The 25,274-nt window shown below is 59.5% G+C and carries 21 protein-coding genes and 1 pseudogene; 16 read left to right on the plus strand and 6 right to left on the minus strand.

Going from position 1 to position 25,274, the window contains the following annotated elements; all coding sequences use genetic code 11:
* Positions 1-810: 810 nt before the first annotated feature.
* The 3 genes and pseudogenes from H8K11_04390 (at position 811) to H8K11_04400 (ending at position 6,403) form a co-directional block, all read left to right on the plus strand.
* Positions 811-2,496: pseudogene (locus H8K11_04390) on the plus strand (ShlB/FhaC/HecB family hemolysin secretion/activation protein).
* Between the two features lie 136 nt (positions 2,497-2,632).
* Positions 2,633-3,910, plus strand: a complete 1,278-nt coding sequence (locus H8K11_04395) for a filamentous hemagglutinin N-terminal domain-containing protein (GenBank protein ID MCS6262974.1) — start codon at positions 2,633-2,635, stop codon at positions 3,908-3,910.
* A gap of 18 nt (positions 3,911-3,928) precedes the next feature.
* Complete coding sequence (locus H8K11_04400; GenBank protein ID MCS6262975.1) at positions 3,929-6,403, plus strand: CHAT domain-containing protein; 2,475 nt, start codon at positions 3,929-3,931, stop codon at positions 6,401-6,403.
* Positions 6,404-6,542: 139 nt separating this feature from the next.
* On the opposite strand, the gene H8K11_04405 is transcribed toward H8K11_04400, so the two are convergent.
* Entirely contained in the window at positions 6,543-7,226 is a 684-nt protein-coding gene (locus H8K11_04405) for a hypothetical protein (protein ID MCS6262976.1), read from the minus strand.
* 269 nt (positions 7,227-7,495) lie between these two features.
* On the opposite strand from H8K11_04405, the gene H8K11_04410 reads away from it, so the two are divergent.
* The 9 genes from H8K11_04410 (at position 7,496) to H8K11_04450 (ending at position 16,833) form a co-directional block, all read left to right on the plus strand.
* Entirely contained in the window at positions 7,496-8,359 is an 864-nt protein-coding gene (locus H8K11_04410; protein MCS6262977.1) for an SDR family oxidoreductase, read from the plus strand.
* A gap of 50 nt (positions 8,360-8,409) precedes the next feature.
* Entirely contained in the window at positions 8,410-8,832 is a 423-nt protein-coding gene (locus tag H8K11_04415) for an NUDIX hydrolase (protein MCS6262978.1), read from the plus strand.
* A 264-nt stretch (positions 8,833-9,096) separates the two neighbouring features.
* Positions 9,097-12,252 (plus strand): PAS domain S-box protein, encoded by a 3,156-nt coding sequence (locus H8K11_04420; GenBank protein ID MCS6262979.1) that lies wholly within the window; start codon positions 9,097-9,099, stop codon positions 12,250-12,252.
* Positions 12,253-12,283: 31 nt separating this feature from the next.
* Positions 12,284-12,931: a response regulator transcription factor gene (locus H8K11_04425; GenBank protein ID MCS6262980.1), complete on the plus strand. Its 648-nt coding sequence runs from the start codon at positions 12,284-12,286 to the stop codon at positions 12,929-12,931.
* A 132-nt stretch (positions 12,932-13,063) separates the two neighbouring features.
* Positions 13,064-13,306 (plus strand): hypothetical protein, encoded by a 243-nt coding sequence (locus H8K11_04430; GenBank protein ID MCS6262981.1) that lies wholly within the window; start codon positions 13,064-13,066, stop codon positions 13,304-13,306.
* Positions 13,307-13,365: 59 nt separating this feature from the next.
* Complete coding sequence (locus tag H8K11_04435; GenBank protein ID MCS6262982.1) at positions 13,366-13,719, plus strand: hypothetical protein; 354 nt, start codon at positions 13,366-13,368, stop codon at positions 13,717-13,719.
* 105 nt (positions 13,720-13,824) lie between these two features.
* Positions 13,825-15,237 carry a sigma 54-interacting transcriptional regulator gene (locus tag H8K11_04440; protein MCS6262983.1) on the plus strand — a complete coding sequence of 471 codons (1,413 nt, stop codon included), beginning with the start codon at positions 13,825-13,827 and terminating at the stop codon, positions 15,235-15,237.
* 305 nt (positions 15,238-15,542) lie between these two features.
* Entirely contained in the window at positions 15,543-16,133 is a 591-nt protein-coding gene (locus H8K11_04445) for a DUF882 domain-containing protein (protein ID MCS6262984.1), read from the plus strand.
* Positions 16,134-16,356: 223 nt separating this feature from the next.
* Entirely contained in the window at positions 16,357-16,833 is a 477-nt protein-coding gene (locus H8K11_04450) for an FKBP-type peptidyl-prolyl cis-trans isomerase (protein ID MCS6262985.1), read from the plus strand.
* Here the strand turns inward: H8K11_04450 and H8K11_04455 are convergent.
* The 5 genes from H8K11_04455 to H8K11_04475 form a co-directional block, all read right to left on the minus strand.
* Positions 16,830-17,192 (minus strand): hypothetical protein, encoded by a 363-nt coding sequence (locus H8K11_04455; protein ID MCS6262986.1) that lies wholly within the window; start codon positions 17,190-17,192, stop codon positions 16,830-16,832. The genes H8K11_04450 and H8K11_04455 overlap by 4 nt on opposite strands.
* Before the next feature lie 201 nt (positions 17,193-17,393).
* Entirely contained in the window at positions 17,394-18,563 is a 1,170-nt protein-coding gene (locus H8K11_04460; protein MCS6262987.1) for a hypothetical protein, read from the minus strand.
* A 33-nt stretch (positions 18,564-18,596) separates the two neighbouring features.
* Complete coding sequence (locus tag H8K11_04465) at positions 18,597-18,809, minus strand: hypothetical protein (GenBank protein MCS6262988.1); 213 nt, start codon at positions 18,807-18,809, stop codon at positions 18,597-18,599.
* 101 nt (positions 18,810-18,910) lie between these two features.
* Complete coding sequence (locus H8K11_04470) at positions 18,911-19,573, minus strand: hypothetical protein (protein MCS6262989.1); 663 nt, start codon at positions 19,571-19,573, stop codon at positions 18,911-18,913.
* Positions 19,574-19,673: 100 nt separating this feature from the next.
* A complete protein-coding gene (locus tag H8K11_04475; protein ID MCS6262990.1) occupies positions 19,674-20,381 on the minus strand; it encodes a chlorite dismutase family protein in 708 nt (235 codons plus the stop codon).
* Positions 20,382-20,580: 199 nt separating this feature from the next.
* Here H8K11_04475 and H8K11_04480 point away from each other — a divergent pair, with 199 nt between their 5' ends.
* From H8K11_04480 to uvrB, 4 genes are all read left to right on the plus strand, one after another.
* Positions 20,581-21,138, plus strand: a complete 558-nt coding sequence (locus H8K11_04480) for a hypothetical protein (GenBank protein MCS6262991.1) — start codon at positions 20,581-20,583, stop codon at positions 21,136-21,138.
* A gap of 47 nt (positions 21,139-21,185) precedes the next feature.
* A complete protein-coding gene (locus H8K11_04485; protein ID MCS6262992.1) occupies positions 21,186-22,466 on the plus strand; it encodes a competence/damage-inducible protein A in 1,281 nt (426 codons plus the stop codon).
* The gene (gene thpR / locus H8K11_04490; GenBank protein ID MCS6262993.1) at positions 22,466-23,053 is read left to right on the plus strand and encodes an RNA 2',3'-cyclic phosphodiesterase; all 588 of its coding nucleotides are present in this window, start codon (positions 22,466-22,468) and stop codon (positions 23,051-23,053) included. Before H8K11_04485 ends, thpR begins: the two co-directional genes overlap by 1 nt.
* 209 nt (positions 23,054-23,262) lie before the next feature.
* Positions 23,263-25,260, plus strand: a complete 1,998-nt coding sequence (gene uvrB, locus H8K11_04495; protein ID MCS6262994.1) for an excinuclease ABC subunit UvrB — start codon at positions 23,263-23,265, stop codon at positions 25,258-25,260.
* The last annotated feature ends 14 nt before the right edge of the window (positions 25,261-25,274 follow it).

Below are 25,274 nucleotides of genomic sequence, written 5' to 3' on the forward strand. Positions count from 1 at the left end.
GGATGCGCAAAAAGGCCGTCCCCTCGTCCGTTGTTCGTGAAACGTCGTTCGTCTCTCGTCCGCAGCAAAGAGCGTATGGCAGAGAGCGCATCGCCTATGGCCAGAAATCGGGAGTGGGCGTCCGTACTCTCAGCTATACGCCACCAGCCATACGCTCTGACCCTGACGAGATACGCTTCACGATTCACGGGTGTCGCGAACGCCGCTGGCGGACTTTTTCCGCATCCTGCTGGAGTCACGCCCGCCGCATCCATCCGATATCACCCCACATGACCGACGGCCGTATCGTGTCGCAGGCCGAGCCACGCGCTCACTCATAGTGGGCTGCGGGAGTTCAGACCTGGAACGCCAGGTCTCCCCCGCCGGCGTTCTCTCCGCCGCCCCCTCAGGAATCTCCCTTATGAGGATCGACTTCACCAGTACGAAAAAACTTTTCGAGGCAGGAGTATTTTAATTCGAGACATGTTATAAGCAGTTCCTTCGCAGGTAAGACTCTCCAAAGAGATACGTATCGCGCGACTGTCTCATTGTCGCACAGACGCGGTTCTCCCGAGGAGAGGCACATGGGCGCAACAAGAGACATCGCGCGGATGCAGGGGCAATGAGGGTGGTCTGGATTGTTGCGGGCAGGGGGACAGCCACGCTGTGCCCCGTCATCAAGAAAGAGGGGAGGCCTTGATGGCTGGCGTGAAGAAGTCGGTGGGGCAGGACGCAGGGGTGAATCTGTCGGCTGGTGCGGGTGGGGCTGTGTCGGGTGGCTCATCCCATCCTCGGAAGCACTGTCGATCGCCTCGGAGCTGGCGTCGCACATTTGCGGGTGTGACGGCTCTTCTATTGCTTGGGGTGCTGGCATTGCCGGCCTATTCGCAGACCGGCTCGCAACTCGGTCCGTTGCCCCCGAAATTGCCTCAATTGCCTGTCGTCCCGCCTCCCGCGCAGCCTCCCGCTATTGAGGTGCCGGCACCCCGCCCGCCAAGTGCACTCGATCAGGCGGCCAAAGGGCCCAAGATCATGGTGAAGGACATCCGGCTGATCGGCAATACCGCCTTCACCTCGCAACAGCTCTCTGACGTCACCTCGCCCTATACCAATCGCGAGCTTACGGCGGAGGACCTGGAATCGTTGCGCCTGGCGCTCACGTACTACTACGTCAACCATGGATATTTGACGTCCGGTGCGGTGGTGCCGGAGCAGGATGTCGCGGACGGCGTCCTGACCATGCAGATCATCGAGGGAAAGATTACGCAGGTCAACGTCGAGGATACCAAGTGGTTCCGGCCCTCCTATTTTCAGAGCCGGGTCAATCTGGCAGCCGGTCCTCCGCTGCATGTCGAAGCACTCCAGGAACGGTTGCGCGTGATGCAAGCCAATCCCCGGATCGAACGGATCAACGCCGAACTGTTGCCGGGCGCGACCCTGGGAGAGAATACGCTGAACGTGAAAGTGAAGGAAGCTAACCCGTTGAAGGCCTGGCTGGAGTTCAACAACTACCAGTCCCCGGTCGTGGGTGCGGAGCAAGGGTTCATCACGCTGGCTCATCAGAATCTGCTGGGCTTCGGCGATACGCTGAGTTTGCAATACGGGCGGTCGGCCGGGGTGAATCCGATGCTCAACTTTAAATACGAAATTCCGGTAGGCCCGCGTGACACCACCGTCGCGCTGCAATATCGCCGGTTCGATTTCGGGGTTGAGGAATCGCCGTTCGATGCGTTGGATATCAAGAACAAGGCTCAAATTTTCGGGCTCTCGGTCAGACATCCCGTCATCCGGACGGCCGACCAGGAGCTGGCCTTTTCCCTCACGGGCGAACATGCCCGGAATGAAAGTACGTTGGGCGGGAATCCGTTCGAGCTCATCACCGGGTCGCCGAACGGGAAGTTCCGCGTGACCTCGCTCCGCTTCGGTCAGGAATATGCCCGGCGTTCTGCCGATCAGGTGATCTCCCTCTTGTCACGTTTCTCCGTCGGTGTCGGCGCGATGGGGGCGACCGCCAATGGTGATCCGAACCTGCCGGATGCGCGTTTCTTCTCCTGGTTGGGCGAAGCCCAGTGGATCCGCCAGCTCCCCTTGTGGCGGACGCAATTGGTGAGTCGAGGCGTGGTGCAATTGTCCAACGATCACCTGTTCCCGCTCGAACAGATTGCGGTCGGTGGCCGGTACAGCGTGCGTGGCTATCGGGAGTTCACGCTGATTCGTGACAATGCCGCTATGTTGTCGATTGAGGCGCGGGTTCCGGTGTATACGACGAAGGCTGGTGTGGATTCCGTCTTTCTTGCGCCCTTTTTCGATTTGGGTCATGGCTGGCAAACGACGGCCCAGACGCCCGGTACCCCCCCGAAAACGTTGGCGAGTCTGGGTGCCGGCGTCATCTGGAATTTTTGGCGCGGGAGTCATTTCGAACTCTACTATGGAAAACAGTTGAAGCGGTACGATACCGACCGCAACAACCTGCAGGATCACGGCATTCATCTGCAGCTGGTGGTCGAGGCGTTCTAGGGGCGAATGGCCAGGGCCGATGGATGGTGTCCTACATGTGTCGTCTCACGGAGTAAGGGGTTATGCTTGTTGAAGTTGTGCACCGTTTAGGGTAAGAGAGGAGGCCTTCCTCTCTTATCACACGAGGAGAATTACCATGACGTGTCGCCCCGCAGGTCTGCCGCTATTCATTCATGGGTTACTCGCCTTCCTGATGTTTCTGGGCCATACGGGGTCGATCGCCTACGGACAGGCCACGAACATCGTCGCGACTCCCTCCGGACCAGGCGGTCTTGGGACCTCCCTGAGCACCTCGGGCAATACCACGAACATTACCGGCGGGACCAGACCGGGAAGCGGTCCGAACCTCTTTCACAGCTTCAATCAATTCTCCGTCGGCACGGGGGATGTGGCGGCATTCGTGAATCCCGGTGGCGTGTCGAACGTCATCAGCCGAGTGATCGGGGGATCGCCATCCAACATTAATGGCACGGTTCAGGCGCTCAATGCGAATCTGTTCTTCATCAATCCTTCCGGGATCGTGTTCGGCCCCAGCGCTTCACTGAACGTGTCCGGATCCGCCTATTTCAGCACGGCTCAGCAATTGCGCCTGAGTGATGGCGGAATCTTCACGGCCAATACCGGTCTCCTGGCGTTCGATTCGACGTTGTCTGTCGGTTCACCTGTTTCCTTCGGGTTTTTTGGGCAGGGCCCTTACGGTTCGATCGTCCTATCTTCATCCTCGACGGTGCTCCAGACCGGGGCCGTACTCGGCTTGATGGGGGGCGGGATTCAGATCAATGGATCAAAAATCAGCGCGCAGCGAGTCATTCTCGGCAGTACGAGCTCGGCCGGCGAGATGAGTGTCCAGCCGTTTGTCGGCAATCCTTTTTCCGGCGCGTCAGGAAACGGGCAGGTCCAAGCCCTGCCTGGGACTCTGATTGTCGCGGGTGGCGGAGGAGTGATTCCTGCCTCCATCGATGTGACCCCGAATGTGAGCGTGCCGACAGGGGCCCAGGTCAACACGACGACGAATCCGTTCAATCAACGTGTGACGCAAATCCAGGTCGTGGGTGTGAATCTTGGCGGACTACCGCCTCTTCCTACAGCGAATGCGGCAAGTGTGAATACGGCTAATCCCGTCGAGCCGGTGGCGTTCTTGAATCGCGCCGCGGTGCTGCTCCCTCAGGATGCGCCGGCCCCACCGGCCCCGCTGTTGACCAGCCGCTGCGCAGCACGGAAGGACGGCGCATTCAGCAGCCTTGTTCAAGCCTCGCGCGACGTCACGCCGTCGCAACCAGGCGGATCCCTGGCGGCGCCTGTGGTGCTGGAGGAGGTCGGCAGCGAAGGCGAGCCGGGCGCTCCGGCGACACAAACAGCACAGAGACCGGGTCAGTCGACGGCACAACTTATGGAATCATGGCAGGGGTGCTAGCTCCCCAAGGAGGACGTCATGCCTACGAAGCGTAACATGGTCACTCGGCGCGGCATGAAGCGGGGGCATGGATCCGCTGGTCCCTCCGCCACGCGCGCGCTTTCCTCGCCGTTGACGATGCTGGGCGTCGGGGTGCTTGCGTTGAGCGGATTGGCCTGGCCTGTGAGCGGGATCGCGATGGAATTATTTGGCGGTTCGGGTGCGTCGTCGATCTCGCCTTCGCAAGAAATGAGACAGGGGACGACACAGTTTCAGCAGGGTGCGTTTGCCCAGGCCGCCGCGCACTGGATGAATGCTGCGCGCGGGTATGAAGAGAGTGGGCAGGCAAAAGAGCAGTGCCAGGCGTTGATCAACCTCGCGCATGCGCTTCAGCAGGAAGGGCAGATCCGTCGCGCGCAAAGCACGTTGCAAGCCGCGCTCAAACTCTCGGAACAGACCGGCGAACGCGGCCTCACGGCAACGATTCTCGCTCAGCTCGGCAACACCTTCCACGTGCTCGGGAAGGACGAACCTGCCACCGAACATTTGACCCGAGCCTTGACGCTGGCACGTGAGGAGAACAAGCCTCTGTTGGTTGCCGGGGTCCTGAACGATCTGGGTAATGCTCTGACGGCTCGTCGGCAGTTTGCCGAAGCGATCGACGTCTATGCGGAAAGCCGGAGCCTTGCCATCGAGACCAAGCAGCCGGCACTGGCGGCAACGGCCCAAATCAACGGCGCGATGGCTTTGCTCCAGAACCAACAACTTAGTGAAGCGCATCGTCATTTGGATCAAGCCTGGTCGGATGTGCGGTCGCTGGGGGATGGTCAGGCGAAGACGGCCGGTCTGTTGAACATCGGTCTTGGGTATCAGGAGTTGTCTGCCGCCACGGCTGCGAAATCCGGCGTGGCCAGAAAATCGGATGCGGTGAAAGGCCGCGCGACGGAGGCCGTGGCTTCCGCCGGGCCGGGAGCCGGCCTGTTACGGCAGTCGTCCGATGCCTTTACCGCGGCCGGCGAAGTGGCCGGGCGCACCGGAGATGCGCGCGGACAATCGTACGCCTGGGGTTATCTGGGTGGCTTACTGGAGCGGGAACACCGCAATCCCGAGGCGTTGGAATATTCACGGAAGGCCACCTTCGCTGCTCAAAAAGTGAACGCGCCGGAGTCGCTGTACCGTTGGCAATGGCAGACGGCGAGGCTGTTGCGTGCGGACGGCAAAGAAGAGGAAGCCCTGGCCGCGTATCAGCGTGCCGTGGCGCTGCTGAAGCCGATTCACTACGAATATTCCGTGGGATATCAGGGGCGGCACCACTCGTACTACGAGTCTGTTGCGCCGCTGTTTGTGGAGTATGAGGATGTCTTGTTGCGGAGAGCGGCGGCGGCGAAGACGCCCGACCAGAATGAACAGCTGCTGGTTCAGGTGAAGGATACGGTTGAGGTCTCCCATGCGGCCGAGCTGCAGGACTATTTCCAGGACGATTGTGTGACGACGGTCGCGAGTCATCGAGGCGCCGGCGCGCTGGCGCCCGGCACGGCGGTGGTATATCCGATTTCTTTCCCGGACCGGCTCGAACTGCTCCTGGAAACGGCCAATGGGCTGAAGCAGGTCAGGGTTCCTGTGACGGGAGAGAAGCTGACAAAAGAAATTCGTTCGTTCAGACGGTTGATCCAGGATTCCCAATCGCAGAACTACATGTCTTCTGCGCAGACGTTGCATGGGTGGCTCGTTGCGCCTCTTCAGCAGGATTTGCAGGGGGCCGGGATTCATACGCTCGTGATGGTGGCCGAGGGGTCGCTCCGGACCATTCCGATGGGGGCCTTGCACGATGGACGACATTTTCTCGTCGATTCGCTTGCCGTGGCCGTCACGCCGAGTCTTGCGTTGACCGATTTGAGCGCCGCCCAGCGCCGCAAAGGCAGTCTGTTGTCGGTCGGCCTGACTGAATCGGTCGAGGGCCTGTCTGCTCCGCGATATGCGGAGACCGAAGTCCAAGCCATCAGAACGCTGTATGGCGGAAAGCTGCTGATGAACAAGCAGTTCTCTGCACCGTCTCTGGAGGAAGAGATCAAGGACCAGGGAGTGGGGATCGTTCATGTGGCGTCGCACACGGTCGTCGGCACCGAGGCGAGAGATTCGTTCGTGCTGGCCCATGACGGCAAGATCACGATGGACCGGTTGTCGCAGCTGGTGGGGCTTCAGCAGTATCGGCAGCAGCCATTGGATCTGTTGACGCTCAGTTCCTGCGAGATTGCTGCCGAGGACGATCGTGCAGCGCTCGGGTTGAGCGGGGTGGCCGTCAAGACAGGGGCACGGACGGCGTTGGCGAGTTTGTGGACCTCGGATGATGAAACGACCACGGACCTTGTATCTGAATTCTACAGGCAATTGCAGGATCCCGCGCTGTCAAAGGCCGTCGCCTTGCAACGGGCCCAGCAAAAGATCCTTTCCCAGCGTGGCCATACGCACCCCAGTTTCTGGGCCGCATTCCTTTTGATCAACAATTGGATGTGAGCGGGTAGGATTCAAGCTCCTGGTGCGCGAATGATCAAGAGCCATCGATCCTGTATCGATGGCTCTTTTATTGTGGCGAATTCAGGTGTCAGTCGAATCTTGCTGGAAAGTGTGCACGGCCCTGTAGGAGGGAGATAGGCTAGAGCTTTCTCCCGGTCATGATTTCGTAGGCTTCCTCGATCGTCTCCACTTCACGTACCAGGACATTTGATTCGAGATTCAGGCTGACCCGGTTGACTCGCGGGGCATAAAACTGCCCTCGCGGTACCAGCAGCACGTGGTAGCCCGCCCTCGCCGCTGCCGTTGTTTTTTCAGCTACCTGCGCGACCTGTCCGATCCGGCCGTCACCTTCCAGCGTGCCGGTGATCGTAATATCCTGTTTCAGGTGGTCACCTTTCAGCAAGGCGAGAAAACCGATGGCCAAGGCGGCTTCTGCAGTCGCGCCCTCCGCGTTCAATGGCCCAGAAAATGTCGCATAGAGGGACAAGGTTCCGGTCGGCCGGACGGAGGGAGCAAGGCGTTCGACGGCAAAGCGAAAGGCCCGCTGAATGGAACTCATCCCGGTCCCTCTGACGGGAACCTGACTCCGCCCCCATCGCAACGACAAGGGATCCGGCTGGGCTCCTTCGTCCCATTTCATCACAAAAGTCGGGAAGCCGACTTGGTCGTCGGTGTAGGTGGCGATGGAGATGGGGACTATGAGGGTTCGGCTTGCAGAGGCGGTAGAGGGGAACAATGAAAGCAGGGCCGTGAGGGAGAAGACGACTCCCGCAACCATGCCTGAAAATGTGCCGCTTCTGGGGCATGTTGTTCGCGCGCGCATGAATTAAGTCTAGATGAGGATGCACGATTGTCAAATCGGCCTGCGCTCGTCATTGTGTGCTGTGAGAGCGTGAACGAATGAGTGGGGTAAATGTCCGAAAACACTCATCTCTTTTTTTGATTTCTGGAATTACCTACTGAAATGCGTGAGGTGGCGGATCGTCCGGACCCCATGATGCCTCTTGCCTCAGGCGCGTGATATTCTTGCGTCTTGCTCATCCGCTTGCCCGGGCATGTATGGCAGTCAGTGTTGCGTGGAGACCAGAACGTATGGCCGTGCAGGGACCGATTGTGATCACCGGAGCGTCCTCCGGAATTGGTGCGGCGTGCGCGCGGTATCTCGATGCGTTGGGTTTTACCGTGTGGGCCTGTGTTCGCAACGCGCAGGACGGGGAGGCGCTGACACGCCCGGCCTCCTCACGTCTCCGTGTGTTGCTGTTGGACGTGACCGATCCGGCGTCGATCGAGGCGGCCCGCACGATGTTGGCCGAGGCTACGCGTGACACGGGATTGGGAGGCCTCGTGAACAATGCCGGTATCTCCGTCGCCGGCCCGTTGGAACTCCTGCCTCTCTCAGAGGTGCGAACTCAGTTTGAAGTGAATGTGATCGGCGTCCTTGCGGTGACCCAAGCGCTGCTCCCATTGCTGCGGCTGGCGCGCGGGCGGATCGTCAACATCAGTTCGATCGCCGGCCTTGCGGCCACGCCGTTTCTCGGCGCCTACTGCAGCTCGAAGTTTGCGTTGGAGGCGATGAGTGATGCGTTACGGCTCGAATTGGCGCCGTGGGGCATCTCGGTGTCGCTGGTCGAGCCGGGTGCGATCCGGTCTCAAATATGGCAACGGGCCACGATGTCGGCTACGCGCACACTCGGCAGTGTCCAACCGGAGGCACTGGCTTTGTATGCTCAGCCGTTGTCCCGCATGCAGGAGGTCATGGCCGCGGCCGCCGCGCGCGCGATCCCGCCAGAGGTGGTGGCACGTGTGGTGGCCGAGGCATTGACCGTCGCGCGACCGCGTGCGCGTTATCTGGTCGGCAAGGATGCGCGACTCAGAGCCATGCTGAAATGGATCCTGCCCGATCGTGCTCAAGATCGCCTGTTGGCCTGGTTTCTAGGATTGCCCCACCGGGGCTAGATGGGGTAAGTCAGACGGAGTGTTGAGTGCGGCGGGGGAAAGAACGGGTTATGCCTGAAGCGGGGTTGGTGCGATCAGCAGGAGGCGTCGTGTTCCGGCAACGGGATGTGTTGCTGATCCGGGTGTCCGATATGAAGGGGCGTCCCGTCTGGTCGTTCCCCAAGGGCCGGCTCGACGCCGGGGAAACGCCTGCGCAGGCCGCGTTGCGCGAGGTGTTGGAAGAAACCGGGTGGTGCTGCCGGATCGAGGCGGACCTCTCCACGACCGAATATTGGTTTCAGCGGGAGGGGCGGCGGTTTCGCAAGACGGTCGTGTGGTTCAAGATGTCGGCGCTCGAGGAGATGGGAGTGCCAGACGGGGAGGTCGAAGAGGTGCAGTGGGTCGATCGCGAAGTCGCACTGGGTCGTCTGACGTATCCATCGGACGTGGCATTGTTGTCTCAAGCGCTCTCCCAGGGGCCGTCCTCCCGTTAGCCGCAATGGTCCGCGAGTGAGACGGCTGTGAGATGCGATCGCTTGAAACGGCACGAGCGTTCCGGAGCAGCCTGAGCCCGCCCGTCTGCCTTGACATGGCCGGTCCCCTTTACTAGACTCGCCACGAGAGTGGCTCTGTGCCTCGCCTTGCAAAGCAGTGTTCTGCAGAGACGCGCCTTCCCTCACGAGTCGGTGTCTCCGGACGAACGTCAACCAGTGGCGCGTTGATCCGTATTCCCCCATCGTTCACCCGAGGGCCCGCCTGTGTATAGTCTGGCTCGCTTTTCCCTGTTGGAAATGACCGAATGCTCTGCCGTGTTGCGTCAGCTTGGCGAGCAATCGAGTTCGCTCCAGGATGCCGCATCGCGAGCGGTGGACTATCTGTTCCGCACCCTCGGCAATCCCGACACAGGCGCTCGCGACTGTGTCCTGGTTCGCTGCTTCAAGACCGTTTCCTACAACCGGTTGAATCCGATGACCCAGCAGAGGGTTCGGGAACAGCTCGGGGGCATCGCTCCGTCCCCCGACCTCAAATGTCTCACGCTCATGGCCACGGCCGGTGAGGAGGCGGAGTGGAATCACGTCGAGCGTTCCCATCGCTACCGATCGATTCCGATGGTCAGCGCCGATTTCGTCAAACAGTTTCCGATGTTTTCCCAACTCCTGCACCAGTTCGGTCTTTCCTCCAGTGTTGAAGTGGCTCCGGAGGGGGAGTGGTTGGTGGATCTGGAGGAGAAGACGTACAACGTGTTTTATGTGCCGGATGCGGTGGGGAGCCCCTACGTACCGGTGCAGGAAGGGTTCGTGCTGAAGTACGGGGTAAAATCGGTATTGTGTTTCGGCGGGATGTTACCGTCCCGGGATCTCTTCGCCGTGATTCTCTTCTCCAGGACACCGGTGCCCCGTGACACGGCAGCCCTGTGCAAGTCGCTCGCTCTCAGCCTGAAAACCTCGTTGCTGGCTTGTGACGAGGTCGTTCCTTCGGAGGCCGGTGTCGATGCGCATTCGTCGTCGGCTCCGGTGGCCGGCGCAACGGAGCAGGAGGTCGGCCTTCGGCATCAGTCCCGGTTGGCTGCGGCCGAACAATTGCTGCGGGTCTATGAAAATGCGGTCCGGACGCAATCGGCGGGAATCGCCCAGGCGAAACAGGCCCTCCGAGAGCGCGCCGATGCGCTTGAGCGATCCGAACAGGCGTTGAATGAGCAAACCAGGATCGTGAACTCCGTCTTGCGAAGTATGGGCGACGGGGTGGTGGTGACCGATGCCGAAGGGCGGCTGGTCGTTGCCAATCCGGCGGTGGAAAGTATCCTTGGATTTTCTCCCGTGCACGTTCCTCTGACGGCATGGGCCGAGCGGTATGAGTTTTTGCATGCGGACACGGTGACGCCGTTCGGGCAGGAGGAGTGGCCGCTCGCGCGCGCGCTGCGAGGCGAAAAAATCGACTGGCTCGAAGTCTATCTGCGGGCCTCGCAGGGTATGCCGGGCCGGTGGATCAGTATCAATGCCAGGCCGATCAAAGATGAGGCCGGTGTGCTCTCCGGGACCGTGATGGTGTTTCACGACATTACGTGGCTCAAGCGCGCGCAGGATGCCTTGTTTGAATCGGAATATCGATTCCGGAGTTTGGTGGAGGGGGCGCGCGATATCATTTTCACGCTCTCGGCGGACATGACGATTACTTCGCTCAATCCGGCTTTTGAGACGGTGACCAACTGGTCGCGTTCGCAATGGATGGGGGAGCCGCTCGTGGCTCTGCTGCATCCCGATGACGCGGGGTTCTGTCAGGATGTCTTGCAGGCGATTCTTGAACGCGGGGCGCCGCTGACCTGCTCGATGCAGATCAGCACGAAGCAGGGCGGGTACGTCACCGGAGAGTTTGTCGGGACCCCGCAAATGCGACAGGGTCGTGTCATAGGGGTCTTAGGCATTATTCGTGATGTGACCGAACGTCGCCGGATCGAGGATGCGCTCCGGGTCAGCGAGGAGCGGTTGCGCTCCATCGTGCAGTCGACGAAAGACGCCATCGTGCTGGTCAATGCGCTCATGAAAGTTGCGTTCTGGAACAAGGGCGCCGAAGCGACCTTCGGTTATTCGGCCGAGGAAATCATCGGTCAGCCCGTGACGACGATCATTCCCGAGCGGTACCATGAGGAGTTGGAACGGAATGTTCAGCGGGTTCGATTGTTTGAACGGGTGCAGCTGACGAGCAGGACGCTGGAGCTCCACGGCCGTCGGAAAGACGGCGGCGAATTTCCTCTTGAGCTGAGTGTGACCTCCTGGAAGGGGAAATCGGATCTCTTTTTTACGATCATTATGCGCGATATCAGTGAGCGGCGATCGGCGGAAGAGGAACTGGATCGCCTGCATCATCACAATCAAGTCGTACTCAATTCAGCCGGGGAGGGCATCTACGGGATCGATCGGGACGGGCGGCTGACGTTCGTCAATCCGGCGGCGGCGAAAATGTTCGATTGGGAGGCGGAGGCATTGATCGGCCAACCGTTTTCTGTCTTGGTCCATCGTCCCGACTGGCATGAGGGACCTTCCGGTGAACGTCCCAGTCCCATCGTGGAGACCATTCAGGGGGGCGAGATTCGCGAAGAGGCAGACAGCCGATTCTGGAGAAAAGACGGCACCAGCTTTCCCGTTGAGTATGTGAGCACGCCGATTCGCGAGCGTGGGGACATTGTCGGGGCGGTGGTCGTGTTCAAAGACACGACGGACCGGAAACGGGCTGAGGCGCAGTTGCAGGACTCGTTGCGTCGCCTGCGCACATTGTCGGGGCGGATGGAGGGAATTCGCGAAGAGGAACGCGGACGAATCGCGCGTGAGCTCCATGACGAATTGGGCGTCGGCCTGACCTGTCTGAAGATCGATCTGTCCCGTCTGGGTGGGTTGCTGGGAGAGCGGTTGGTTCCCCGGGATCGAGCCAAGGTCGATGAAAAAATTCGAGGCATGAAGGAGCAGGTGGATAGTACCATCACCTCCGTGCAACGTATCGTGGCGGAGTTGCGCCCCGGCGTGCTCGATGATCTTGGTTTGGTCGCCGCCATCGAATGGCAGTGCCGCGATTTTCAACGCCGCACCGGCGTTGCCTGTCACTGCACCGTGAGTCATGAAGATTTGCGGGTGGACCCGGCGCATGCCACCGCGGTTTTTCGGATTTGCCAGGAGGCGTTGACCAACGTGACCCGTCATGCTCAGGCCACCGAGGTGCACGTGCGCTTGGAAGATCAGGGCGAAGGGTTGCTGTTGCAGGTCAGCGACAACGGGCGCGGCATTCCATCGGATCGCCTTACGGATGCCCGATCGTTCGGCCTGCTGGGGATGCGGGAGCGCGCTGGACTGCTCGGCGGGGATGTACAGATCGAGACGAAGGAGGGCAGCGGGACGACGATCGCGCTGCAGCTGCCTCGGTAAGATGGAGGAACAGGACATGATGGAGGGCACTATGCGAACAACAGGGACCGTGCGGATACTCGTCGTCGATGATCACCCGTCGTTTCGTCGCGGCGTGAAGGATATTCTGGAAGAAGGATTCGAGGGCGCCAGCATGGCCGAGTGTGGAAATGCGCAGGAGATGCTGGATCAAGTTCGCGAGCAGCCGTATGACCTCGTCGTCATGGACATCAGTATGCCGGGGCGGAGCGGACCGGAAGTGTTAAAGGAACTGAAGCAACTGGCGCCGACGTTGCCGGTCTTGATTTTGAGCATGCACCCGGAAGACCAGTATGCCATTCGTATGTTTAAGGCCGGCGCGGCAGGGTATCTCACGAAGGCGAGTGCGCCGGAAGAGCTTGTCCATGCGGCGAAAAAAGTCATGGCAGGCGGGCAGTATGTCAGTGCTTCGGTGGGTGAGGCCTTGGCCTTGACGGTCAGGACCGGGGTCGACAAGTTGGCCCATGAACGGTTGTCGGACCGGGAGTACGAAGTGCTGTGTCTGATTGCCTCGGGACAAACCGTCAGTGACATTGCCGAAAGCATTCATCTGAGCGTGACGACAATCAGTACGTATCGAGCGAGAATTTTGGATAAAATGAATTTGAAGAATAATGCCGAGTTGACGCGCTATGCGTTGCAACATGGGTTGGTCGTATAAAGTGCCAAGAATGGAGTTCCTCTCCTGGCCCATGTCGTTGCAACCACGACGGTGACTCACTGTCTATTTGTGACACAGAAATGGCACCTCTGCCGATAGCATCCTCCTCTCCCCGGGCCTATCCTCATCTTCATGCAGAAGCCGTGGATCTCCACTACGACGACATTGCTCGCGGTCTTTGAGGCCGCACAGGGACAGGGATCGGCAGAGCGTTCCGGTATCGATCGCCGAACCGGGGCCTTTCGCCCGGGTTGGCCCGGCATCCTCACCCGGTTGACTGCCGTCGAAGCCGCGATGTTGCAAGACCTCGCCTGGTGGGGCCCTCAAATGGAACGCCGACTGACGCAACTCGCAGACGTTCAAACCACAATCTAAGCCATCCAGACGCGGGTGAACTGATGGAGCAACCGACCGGCAGAACCGGACAGCGATCCGTGAAGCGACCCACGGTCGCTGTGGTGTACGAAGACGTCACGACCGGTTACAAGTGCGCCGATTGGTTTGCCCTGCACGGGTACCAAGCCACCATGACGTCGGCAGTCCATCATCTGGAGCGCAACCTGAAGGAGCTTCGTCCGGATGTGATTGTGGTGAGATTGTCGTCTGCACCGACGCCGCTGTACAGTACTGTTCCCAGACTCAAGATGACCTGCCCGCAGGTGCCGATTATTGCGATGGTGGATCAATCAACCGCTGCCCGAGACGGGGTGGCGCCTGATCTGACCAAGGCGTTCGGCGCTGATGTCTTTATGTGCGATTCGCTGGATCCGCCGTCCCCGCTCGCGTAGTACGCCTCCACGCCTGACTTGCTCAGACACCGCCTAGCATAGACAGTGCGACGATGGTCAGCCGTCCATCGTGCCAGTGTCTCACCAGCTGAAAGGAGCCGAATCGTGGCGAAACCTAAGGTATTAGTTCTCACAGATGATCAGGCGGTCGTTGCCGCCGTGCGCAGCTCGATCGAGAGCGAGTGTGAGGTGTTCGTGGCCGCATGGGATCGGACGGCGGTGGTTCAGATTCACGAACAGGCCCCGTTGGTCATGCTGCTGGATTTAGGATCCTCCTCCGATCCCGCTGTCGAGGACCGCGTGCGGGTTCTGCAGGAAGTGCGGCAAACCGGCCATGCCGGGAAGGTCATCGCCTGCACGGAACAGACGGAGCGCCGTCTCGCCGTCCGCGCGATTCAGTCTGGAGCATACGATGTGTTGTCGAAACCGCTGGATATCACTCTCCTGACACAACTCATCCGGCGGGCCGCAGGAGTGGCTGATCTGGAGCGGGAGGCCCGGGGTGTCATGGTTGGAGGAGGCCCTGAAGAATTCAGCGGCATGCTCGGCACCAGCGCCAGCATTCACCGTATCTTCGATGCGATACGAAAGGTTTCCACCAACGATGCGCCGATCCTGATCACCGGGGAGAGCGGCACCGGTAAGGAGCTGACGGCGCGCGCGATTCACGAGAGAGGGTTACGGCATCAGGGACCGTTCATTCCCATCAACTGCGGGGCGATTCCGGAAAGTTTGCTGGAGTCGGAACTTTTTGGGTACGAGCGTGGAGCCTTTACGGGAGCGGTGAGCCAAAAGAAGGGCAAGGTTGAATTCGCTCAAGGGGGGACGCTCTTCCTCGACGAAGTGGGCGAACTCCCGAATGCCTTGCAGGTGAAGTTATTGCGCTTTCTCCAGGACCACACGTTTGAGCGGGTGGGCGGGCATCAGCCGATAGAAATGAACGTTCGAATCATCGCCGCGACGAATGTGAACCTGAAGGAGGCCATTGAAAAAGGAACGTTCCGCGAGGACCTCTATTATCGGCTCGGGGTGGTCCATATCAATGTGCCTCCACTTCGGGAGCGCGGTGAGGATGTTTCGCTGATGGCCATGGCGTTCCTGCGTCAGGCGGCAGCGCACTATGATAAACATCTGGAAGGTTTTACCCGCGAAGCGCTGGAGGCGATGCGTGCCTATGCCTGGCCGGGAAATGTGCGTGAATTGTCGAACAGAGTCGGTCGTGCGATAGTGATGGCGGAAGGCACGCATGTGACTCCGGCGGATCTGGATATCCCGCACGAGGTGGCGCGACCGGACGGCAACTCGATTTCGCTCAAGGTGAATCAACAGCGGATCGAGACCGATCTGATCATGAAGGCCTTCACGCTGTCGCAGGGGAACTTGAGTCGAGCCGCTCAGGAGTTAGGCATCAGTCGTTCGACGTTGTATCGACGGCTGCGCCAGTACGGGATGGACCGGACGCTTGATGCGCGGCGAACGCTCGGGGTGTTCCCGCGCGCCTCGCTGTCAGAGCATTGATGATGTGGCGGCAGGTTGACTGTGATCGTGGTTGGTATGCCGTGTTGATACAACCCTGTCAGTCTCGCCGGTCAAGCGAGCGCACAGGTGTGTAAAACGGTTGACCATCGTACGGGTATTTGGTACATACAACAGTCTCCGAGCACCGCTGACCTTGCTGTTCTCCGAGGCACTGATCCTCACCTCGGCTTGTGTTTCATCCTGTGACAATGGTCATGCGTGAATTGTTGTTTCACGCATGACGGGTTAAGAAATCAATGGGCACAGCCTTGTCGGCAATGTCTTGAAGGCGCGAAGTGGTACGTATGTTTTCGAGTCATGGGCAATCGATGGTTTCCGATGCACCAACTCTCTTGAGCCGGCGCGGATTGTTGCGCGCGGCGACGGCCGGGATGGCGCTGGCTGTGGTTCGCCTGGCTTTGCCATCGGAGACGTGGGCGTCACGGTTACCTGATGGACGGGTGAGTTTGTACAACCTCCATACCGATGAACGGTTGTTGGTGACCTACCGGGACGAGGCCGGCGCGTACGATCAGGATGCGCTCAACGCGCTCAATTATTTTCTGCGCTGCCACCATACGAACGAAACCACCACGATGGACGTGCAGCTCATCGAATTCATCAATCTTGTTCAAAAGCGGGTCGGCGGCCGTCGTGAAGTGCTTATCGTCTCCGGTTACCGCTCCCCCGAATATAACGAGCAGCTCATCAGAATGGGCACACGTGCGGCGCGTCACAGCTATCACGTGTCGGGGCAGGCTGTGGATGTGCAGATTCCCGGTGTGCCGCTGCGGACCTTGCGCGAGGTGGCCCTACGGCTCGGCTGCGGCGGGGTGGGATATTATCCGCGTGGCAAGTTTGTCCATCTCGATTCAGGTCCGTTCCGTCACTGGTAACGACTGGTTCTTGCTGTTCCCTCTCAGTTCACGGCTCGTATCACGGCTCACCGGACCGCCTACTCTCTGGGGGCAGATCCGGATCGACTGCCGACCCCAGCATCATTCCCGCTATTCCCATGACCCCACGATCCCGTCGTGATAGGGTACGTCTCAATACCGTCTCCAACGCATTGCGGTCCGTTTCCCGAACAGGACGATTTCCGGTCAAGGAGGCTGACTGATGAACGTATCTAGGGGCGATCTCGTTTCAGTCGAATACACCATCCGCCTGGACGATGATCGCGTGATCGAAACAACCGTCGGTGAGGCGCCGCTGAGCTACACCCATGGGCAGAATGAGATCTTGCAGGGACTGGAAGCCGGGCTTGATGGAATGGAGCGTGGAGCGGCCAAGGTCATCACCGTTGAGCCGGTCGATGCCTATGGAGAGATTCACCCCGAGGGATTTTTTGAAGTGCAGCGAGAACGTGTTCCGGCGGAGGCGCAGCGGATCGGAATAAAGTTGGAAACGACGGCTCCGGATGGCCGAGTGGTATTCCCTTATGTCGCCGAGATCAGGCCGGACGTCATTGTGCTTGACCTCAACCACCCGCTTGCCGGACGGACGTTGCGGTTCGATGTGAGAGTGGTGGATATTCAGCGTGGTGAGCGCCAGCTTGTCACGGAGGGAGCGCGAGGAAGCGAGAAAGAGACTTAACCGACCAGGTCCGGGTTCATCCGGGCCATAGACTGGACCGACGTGGCTTTGATTTCGTTATACACAATGGCGCGGCCGGCCTGACGAAGACGACTGAATATCCCTTCCACCACCACGTAATCACCTTCCCGCACATCTGCTTTTCCAAGGCCCACAACTTTCACCGTTCCTGCGGTGTCCTGCAGGAGAAATCCGAATGCCGGGTGACCGTCGCGATTGGTGGCGAGCTGAAAACTGCTTACGCGCCCGCTGACGGTGACGACTTGATGATCATAGTGATCCGGGTGGGCCAGGAGTTCTGTGACTTCGACTAAGGCTGCGGCATATGGGACACCGACCGGCAATGCCCAAGCCATCATCGTCAACGTACCGAGCAGACACAGGGTGCCAATGGCGGTAGGTCGGAAAGACCGTCTGTCTCTGCGTGGCAGCATGATAGTTGGATTATACAAAATTCACTCCAGGCTGAGAAGGAGGACGTGAAAAAACTTTTCTGAACAACTGGGACGATGTGCAACCAGCGTCGTAAGCAGGCGCCGGCGCGCTGCCAGAGCACGCGACTATCGCCGCAGATCGTCGTGCAACTCACCCATAAAGCTTGTCAGCACATGTTGTTTCATCTGCCCGACTTCTTCGACGACCGGTTGAGCGGCTTCATCGGTCAGCGCCAAGGATTCTTTGCTGATCGGGGTCGTACGGGTCACCATTTCCTGCTCGAGCGCGTCCGGGCTGGTATCGATTTCGGACAGCACCGCCATCAGGCGCTGCAGGCCGAAGAGCGAGCGGGTATTCTCAGAATGGACGGCATTCGAACTGGCGCCATGAACGAGTGACAGCCAGAATTTTCCTTCGAGGTCCTCCCCCAGGGTGCCCCACGCGAAGGTTCGAAGCTTCTCCACGAGCGCGTCTTCGGTTCGCTCCAATCCGTCATACTGGGCAATGGACCGCTCCACCGGTCGTTCCCCCAGGACGGCGAGGGTTTCTTTCCAGATGTCAAGCGGCGCAGTTGCAGGAAGATCCTTTGCCGACGACCGTTGGAGAGATGTTTGAACGGCCTGAAGGTACTGGTGGAGATGTTTGACCTTCCTCGCGGCGAGACTTCCGGCAGGAATGCCCCAGATATGCCCGATTTCGTGATCCTGCAAGGGCGCGGCATTCAGCGATTTCCATTCCCGTTCCGAGAGTTCGAACCGTTTCCGGTACTTTTCTAGCAAACGCAGTTGCGTCTGGATTTCAAGGCCAAGCCGGGCTTCCTGGTATGCTTCGGCTGAAATGTCGTCTTCATCCCAGCGACGGTTCAAAAGCCGGATCGCCGGCTTGGGAACTGCCGCACGGGCCTCTTGTTTGAGGGCAGTCACAGCGGCAGCGTCCACCTTATACTGTGTGAGCAACAGGTCCGACCCGGCGCGAATCAACCCCTCGGCGAGCGCCATCATGCGCTTCATGGCTTCCATCTGAAGCCAGACCCGTTCTCGTCTCAACCGGACCCGGCGGCGATATTCATCACGGCGGCTGGTCACATCACGTAGCGCATCCTGTTTCACAACCTGGTGAATCGGTTTCGAGCCGGCGACGCAACGCGGATCGGGTCGATCAGCTGCGATGTGGATGATCTCCTCCTCCGTAATGTCAAAATGCTGCAACAGCAACAACTTGAGCATGATGCGGCCCTGAATCGGGGCCTGCTCGATGGTCGAGGCGATCAGTTCTGGGGTGAGCAAAGCGGTCATAGTGTGGCCCCTCGTGCGACGTAAAAGGTTCGCTCAGGCCGTGCCTTGATGGCTGTTTTCAAGGTAGACCGCGACATATTCACGGATTTCCTGGATGCTGCCGCTGGCAAACAATTCCCGAGGAATCTCCACCCGTACCAGCTTGGCAGGGTCGACGCCCCGGTCGATGGCATATTCTTCGTCGATATACAGAGTCACGGAACCGTCAGGAAAGCGGATGGCATAGACCGCGCTGTTTTCGGCCATGGAGGCTGCTCCGTCTGATGTTGTGGAACGGTATGGCTATTACAGGTAACACAGCCCCAGCCTGAGTGTCAAAACGCGTCGGAGGCTTGAAATGGGGGCGCTCAAAGTCGGAAGACCCGTCTCCGCGCGATCACGTAACTCGTAAAGACGATGAGGGCGATGAGGAGGGTGTTCCGGATCCGGCCGGGGCCAAAACAGGCCAGATTGACGAGGGCATTGATGGTGCCGTAGGCGGCATAGACCAGATAGATCAGGAGGGACCATTTCTTGATCTGCAAGAAGCCATACCCGACCAGGGTATGGAGAAACGGTGACAGCGCTTTGGTGATGAACCCGGCCGAGCCGTCTAACTTGGTACAAAAAAACGGCAGCAGGTAATCGGGATTTCTTGCGATCAAGAGGGCATCGTTCCCAGCACTGATCAGGAAGAGAAGTCCGAGAAACCGGATATCGTGTCCCTGTACCCAGGCGGTGCGGGTGCTGCGGGCAAGGTCCGAACCGCTCTCGGACGGCCCGAGAGCGGCGTCGTAGCTCTGAAGGGCCCACCAGGGAAGGGCCAACAACATAAAGAAAAAAACTTCGGCGGCTCGACCGGAGACTCTCCCGAGCGCCAGGCTCAGAAGGATCAGGAGAACGGTACCCAGGCCGTAGAAGAGTCCTGCCGCATATCGTCCGCGAATGAGTTGTCCAAGTCCGGGAAGTAGGGCTGAGTAGGCAGCTGCGATGCGATCCGGGATTGCGGAAGAAGGGGCCTGAGTGGACATGAGTGAGGAACGTGGGGGCTACCTGCGCATGTGGTAGAAACGGCACGGCCTTCGATCAAGGGACCGAAGGCCGTGCCCACAGACTGCTGCTCAACCGTTGTTAGCCGCCTAGGGTGTCCAAGGCTTCCTTCAGGCTCTTGCGGATGCAGGTGAAAATCGGGGTGTCGCGCAGGGTGTATCGGCTGCCTTCGGTTTCCCGGAGCGCCATGACGAGGTCCAGGAAGTCTTCCGGCTTGTCGCTCTCGAAGGCCACAACCCATTCCTGATCGTCGAGACCGAAGGAATAGGTGGTGTTGAGCTTCACCGAGGGGAAGCGATGGCCGACTTCAATGTGCTCGTCCATCATGCCCTGCCGGGCCGCCTTGGTCAGGAGGAACCATTCGCGGGTTTTCACGAACGGATAGACGAAGATGTACTTGGCCTTACCGGGAACCACCGTGAGCCGCTTGCTTTCCTGGTTCTCATGCGTGTGGTGATCGACATAAATAGACCGTTTGGTGATCGCGAGATACGAATAGGGATTGTACAGATACTTGCCCAATCCGGATGCCATGATCTTCGTGCTCATTTCCTGGAACAGTTCAAGCTCGTAGCTGATGCGCCAGAGCATCAGATCACAGTCACCTCGAATACCCACCGTGGTGTACGCGATGACGAGCACCTTTCCCTGATACTCTTCGACGGCACGGAGAAACTCCTGCTTTCCGCGTGTGCGTTCGTCTTCCGGAAGCCGACGCCAAGCGGGATCGATCTTATAGAAGGTAAAATTGACGTATTGACGGCGGGGTGCTTGTTCGGGGCTGGACATGACGAACCCTCCAGGCAACTTCTTGATAATGTAAAAGAATAAGAGTTAGCTCTTTAGCATTTCGTCTCTGGGGCTGTCAACAGAGTGCGGGATGCCCGGGGCTCGAATTGACAGGCCTAAATCGATCTGATACTGCCTGCATACGATGCGTGCTGTTCGAAGATTGCCGGTTGGAATCTGGCTCGTAGGAAGCGTCTTCATGGTCCTCTGGGGGATCGCCGGATCATCCCATGCCATCGAAGTCCAGCCGACGGCCGAACAGATTCAGGCGACGCTGGAGCGTGGAAAACTGGCCGCCGGCCAAGGTGTCTCTCCGGATCAGCTGCACACCTGGTTCGGTGCGACTGAAGACCTTGCCCCGCGCGGGTTCATCATGACGAAGCTGGGGAGCCTGCTGGTGATGGCCAATCACCTGGCCCTGCGCGCGTTATCGCCGACCGAACAGGATATTGCCCAGGTCCTGGCAAACGAGCATGTGTTGGTCAATGTGATGTTGTATGGAGACCGTGTCAATTTTGCCGCCGACAGTTACATTGTGCTGGAGCAGGCCGGCAGGACGGTGAAGCCCTCAACCGTTCGATTTGACGCCAGAGGCGATCGTACGACGGTGTGGCCGCAGCAGCCTGCCTATCGTGCGAAGGTGATCGCACAATTCCCCTATGCGGAACTCGACCCTCGGGCGAAGACGATGCTCACGGTATTTCCTTCAAGCGGCGGCCAGGTCGGCTTCGAACTGGACTTCTCGCGGATCGAATAGTATCGGTCCCTCTTCATCGCTCTGCTTATCGCAAAGGTATATCCCGAATGAGTCAGACCAAAACCTGGACGGCTGAAACCATTGCCGTCGGATCGGAGTTGCTGCTCGGCGGCCGTCTCGATACGAATTCGCTCTTTATTGCCGAGCGCCTCGCCGCCTGCGGAGTTGAGCTTCGCTACAAGACAACGGTCGGTGACGATCTTTCCGACATGGTGTCTGTATTGAAGACCGCGTTACGACGCGTCCGCGTGGTGATTCTCACCGGTGGGTTGGGCCCGACGATCGACGACCTCACCCGTGAGGCAGTCGCGCAGGCAACGGGGCATCGATTGCGCCGACGAAAGGCCGCGTTGGATGCCATGACCGCACGGTTGGCTGAATGGGGTCGAACCCCGAGCACGTCGCAGTTTCGACAGGCCATGATTCCCGCCGCTGCGGAGATTCTCTCCAATCCGGTCGGAACGGCGCCGGGGTTTTCGCTTGTCTGGAAGGGCACGTTTCTCGCCGCCTTGCCCGGGGTGCCGCGTGAGATGGAACCGATGGTGCGTGATGGCGTGTTGCCGCAGTTGCAGGCCTGGATGCGCACACAGAAAAGGATCAGCGCGACTCCCATGATTCGTCGGGTGCTCCACACGTCCGGTGTGCCGGAATCGGTCGTAGACCAGGCCCTGGTCGGGCTTGTTCCCAAAGGTTGCACGATTCAACTCGGCATCTATGCCTCCCCAATGGAAGTCATGGTGTCATTGACGGGACCGGCTGGAGCAGAGGGGGTTGGTACCATCGAGCAGTTGTTGAAGGAAGCCAGGACACGGCTTGGCGACATTGTCTATGGAGAAGAAGATGAGACGATGGAATCGGTGGTCGGCCGGTTGCTCAACGAGCAGAAGCTGACGCTCGCCGTTGCCGAATCCTGTACCGGTGGATTGATCGGCCATCGGTTGACGCAGGTGCCGGGCTCATCGGCATACGTTGACCGGGTGGCGGTCACCTATAGCAATCGTGCCAAGGTTGAGATGGTGGGTGTGCCGTCAGGAGTCATCGAACGCCATGGGGCAGTCAGCGCGGACGTCGCCGCAGCGATGGCTCGGGGCATTCGTGAGCGGAGTGGCGCTTCCGTCGGCGTGAGCGTGACCGGCATCGCCGGGCCCGGTGGCGCGACCGAGAGCAAGCCGGTGGGGCTGGTCTATGTGGGGCTCGACGGCGGGCCGGGCGAGGCGATGACGAAAGAGTTTCGGTTTCACGGCGGTGACCGTGCCGTGATCAAGCAACGGTCCTCGCAGGCGGCGCTCGATCTGCTCCGTCGCTGGTTGATCCGGAAAGGATGCTAATGGTCCGGGCATTCCTGGCCATTGAGTTGCCATGGGAATTGCGCACGACGCTCGCCGCCATTGAGCAGGACATGAAGCGACAACTCGAACGAACGGTTGATCGCCATGTGAGGATCAGCTGGGTGCGGCCGGATTCGATGCACCTTACCCTCAGATTTCTCGGCGACACCGCCGACGAATCGATCGAACCGCTCCGGGTAGCTATCGAAGCGTCCATGTCAGCGCATCAGGCGATTCCCATTCCTCTCGAACGACTGGGCACTTTCCCGCGCCCGCAGGCCCCGCGGGTGCTGTGGGTGGGGCCATCAGCGAGTTGGGAGCAGGGCCGTGATGCGCAGCGGCTCGCCGCCATCCATCGTGAGGTGGAAACCTGTTGCCGGGCTGCGAACTTCGCGCCGGATGAGCGGCCGTTCAGTCCGCATTTGACCCTCGCGCGGATCAAGGAAGGGGAGCGGCAGGTCGGGCAGGTGCTGGCTCAGAACGGGTTGTTGGAGCGGCCGGTGACGATCGGTACGTTGCTGCTCGGAGCAATTGTCCTCATGAAGAGCGACCTGCGTCCCACCGGCTCAGTCTATACGAAACTTTAGGAATGTCCGCTGGCCCCTTCCGGGACATAGAAACACCTATCGCCTTCCACTCTGCCGGAACGCGCTCCATGATTGGATTGCCCGCCACTATTACCCGGCCCTCACATGGAAGTCGTCCTCCAATCAAGGTCTGGAATGGTATGATGATCGATAGCTACGCCGCATCCACCACGTACAGAATGCAGATTTAGAAAGTTGATCTAGTCCATATGCCTCCGTTCAAGCTCGAAGCTCCGTTCAAACCCTGCGGGGATCAGGGGCAGGCGATTGAGAAGCTGACATCCGGAATCCTGGCCGGGAAACAGCATCAGGCGTTGCTCGGGGTCACCGGCTCCGGCAAGACCTTCACGATGGCCAATGTCGTCGAACGCGTCCAGAAGCCGACGCTCGTCCTCGTGCATAACAAGACTCTGGCCGGCCAGCTGTATCAGGAGTTCAAGCAGTTCTTCCCCCACAATGCCGTCGAGTACTTCATCAGTTATTACGATTATTACCAACCCGAAGCTTACATCCCGCAGAGCGACACCTACATTGCCAAGGATGCCTCGATCAACGATGCGATCGATCAGATGCGCCATGCGGCGACGACATCCTTGCTGCAGCGCAACGATGTGCTGATCGTGTCCTCGGTCTCCTGCATCTACGGCCTCGGATCGCCGGAGGTGTACCACGACATGTTGGTCTATCTGGAAGAGGGGATGGAGACGCGGCGGGAGAAAATTCTGGCGAAGCTGGTCGACATTCAGTATGCCCGCAACGACGTAGATTTTCATCGCGGCACCTTTCGCGCGCGCGGCGATGTCATCGAGATTTTTCCAGCCTCGTCGGAAGCGAAATCGGTGCGTATCGAATTGTTCGGCGATGTGGTGGACGCCATTCATGAGATCGATCCGTTGACCGGTAAGTCGCTGGGCAAATTACCGAAGATTGCCATTTACCCGAATACCCACTATCTCATTGCGCCGGACCGGTATGAACGGGCGATCACGGGCATCGAAGAAGAATTGGACGCCCGCGTGGCGGCATTCAAGAAGAACGGTCAGTTGTTGGAAGCGCAACGGATCGAGCAGCGCACCAAGTTCGATCTCGAAATGATTCGCGCCATGGGGTATTGCCACGGGATCGAGAACTATTCGCGCCACTTAAGCGGGCGCGCGCCGGGCGATCCGCCCCCGACCCTGTTGGATTATTTCCCCAAGGACTTCCTGTTGATCATCGACGAGTCGCACGCAACGGTGCCACAGGTCGGCGGCATGTTCGAGGGCGACTTTTCACGCAAACGGACGTTGGTGGATTACGGGTTCCGGCTGCCGTCCGCCGTCGACAATCGCCCCCTGAAGTTTGCCGAGTTCGAGCGGATGCTGAAGCAAGTGATCTATGTGTCGGCGACGCCCGGCCCCTATGAGCTGGAGCATGCCAAGGGCGAGGTCATCGAGCAGATTATTCGTCCGACGGGACTGATGGACCCCCTGATCGATGTGCGATCGGCGAAGGGGCAGGTCGACAATCTGCTCGCCGAAGTGCGGGCGGAGGCGGCGAAGGGAAATCGGGTGCTGGTGACGACCCTCACCAAGCGAATGGCCGAAGACCTCACGGAGTATTATCACGACCTCGGCGTGAAGGTGCGCTATCTCCATTCGGACATCAAGACGCTGGAGCGAGCGGAAATCATCCGCGATCTCCGGCGGGGGGTGTTTGATGTGCTGGTCGGGATCAACCTGTTACGGGAGGGGCTCGATCTTCCTGAGGTCAGTTTGGTTGCGATCCTGGATGCGGACAAGGAAGGCTATCTCCGGTCGCATCGGTCGCTGATTCAGACGGCGGGCCGCGCCGCCAGAAATCTGGAGGGGCGCGTGATTTTCTACGGTGATACGATCACCGATTCCATGCGGCGCGCCATGGACGAGACGGCGCGCCGGCGTCACATCCAGGAAGCCTATAATGCGGCCCACGGCATTACACCCGAGAGCATCAAGAAGCAGATTCCCCTGCTGGACTATGCAACGGGTGGCGGGAATGAGGGGCAACTCGAACTGGCGGCGGAGTCAGTGGGCGAGTATACAACGACGGGCGACACGGAGCAGTTGGTTCGCCGGCTTGAGGTTGAGATGAAGGCGGCAGCCAAGAAATTGGAGTTTGAGCGGGCGGCGGAGTTACGGAATCGGATTCGAACGTTGAGGTTGAAGGCATTGGAGTTAGCGCAATAGCGGCGGCTAGCGGT

This window comes from Nitrospira sp., from assembly GCA_024998565.1.
Taxonomy (GTDB): domain Bacteria; phylum Nitrospirota; class Nitrospiria; order Nitrospirales; family Nitrospiraceae; genus Nitrospira_A.

Coding starts and splice junctions, on each gene's coding strand:
- H8K11_04475 (MCS6262990.1), bottom strand. CDS start 20,381: ATGTCCAGCCCCGAACAAGCACCCCGCCGTCAATACGTCAATTTTACC.
- H8K11_04400 (MCS6262975.1), top strand. CDS start 3,929: ATGCCTACGAAGCGTAACATGGTCACTCGGCGCGGCATGAAGCGGGGG.
- H8K11_04455 (MCS6262986.1), bottom strand. CDS start 17,192: ATGATGGCTTGGGCATTGCCGGTCGGTGTCCCATATGCCGCAGCCTTA.
- uvrB (MCS6262994.1), top strand. CDS start 23,263: ATGCCTCCGTTCAAGCTCGAAGCTCCGTTCAAACCCTGCGGGGATCAG.
- H8K11_04430 (MCS6262981.1), top strand. CDS start 13,064: ATGCAGAAGCCGTGGATCTCCACTACGACGACATTGCTCGCGGTCTTT.
- H8K11_04465 (MCS6262988.1), bottom strand. CDS start 18,809: ATGGCCGAAAACAGCGCGGTCTATGCCATCCGCTTTCCTGACGGTTCC.
- H8K11_04405 (MCS6262976.1), bottom strand. CDS start 7,226: ATGCGCGCGCGAACAACATGCCCCAGAAGCGGCACATTTTCAGGCATG.
- H8K11_04395 (MCS6262974.1), top strand. CDS start 2,633: ATGACGTGTCGCCCCGCAGGTCTGCCGCTATTCATTCATGGGTTACTC.
- H8K11_04425 (MCS6262980.1), top strand. CDS start 12,284: ATGCGAACAACAGGGACCGTGCGGATACTCGTCGTCGATGATCACCCG.
- H8K11_04410 (MCS6262977.1), top strand. CDS start 7,496: ATGGCCGTGCAGGGACCGATTGTGATCACCGGAGCGTCCTCCGGAATT.
- H8K11_04470 (MCS6262989.1), bottom strand. CDS start 19,573: ATGTCCACTCAGGCCCCTTCTTCCGCAATCCCGGATCGCATCGCAGCT.
- H8K11_04480 (MCS6262991.1), top strand. CDS start 20,581: ATGGTCCTCTGGGGGATCGCCGGATCATCCCATGCCATCGAAGTCCAG.
- H8K11_04450 (MCS6262985.1), top strand. CDS start 16,357: ATGAACGTATCTAGGGGCGATCTCGTTTCAGTCGAATACACCATCCGC.
- H8K11_04445 (MCS6262984.1), top strand. CDS start 15,543: ATGTTTTCGAGTCATGGGCAATCGATGGTTTCCGATGCACCAACTCTC.
- thpR (MCS6262993.1), top strand. CDS start 22,466: ATGGTCCGGGCATTCCTGGCCATTGAGTTGCCATGGGAATTGCGCACG.
- H8K11_04415 (MCS6262978.1), top strand. CDS start 8,410: ATGCCTGAAGCGGGGTTGGTGCGATCAGCAGGAGGCGTCGTGTTCCGG.
- H8K11_04460 (MCS6262987.1), bottom strand. CDS start 18,563: ATGACCGCTTTGCTCACCCCAGAACTGATCGCCTCGACCATCGAGCAG.
- H8K11_04485 (MCS6262992.1), top strand. CDS start 21,186: ATGAGTCAGACCAAAACCTGGACGGCTGAAACCATTGCCGTCGGATCG.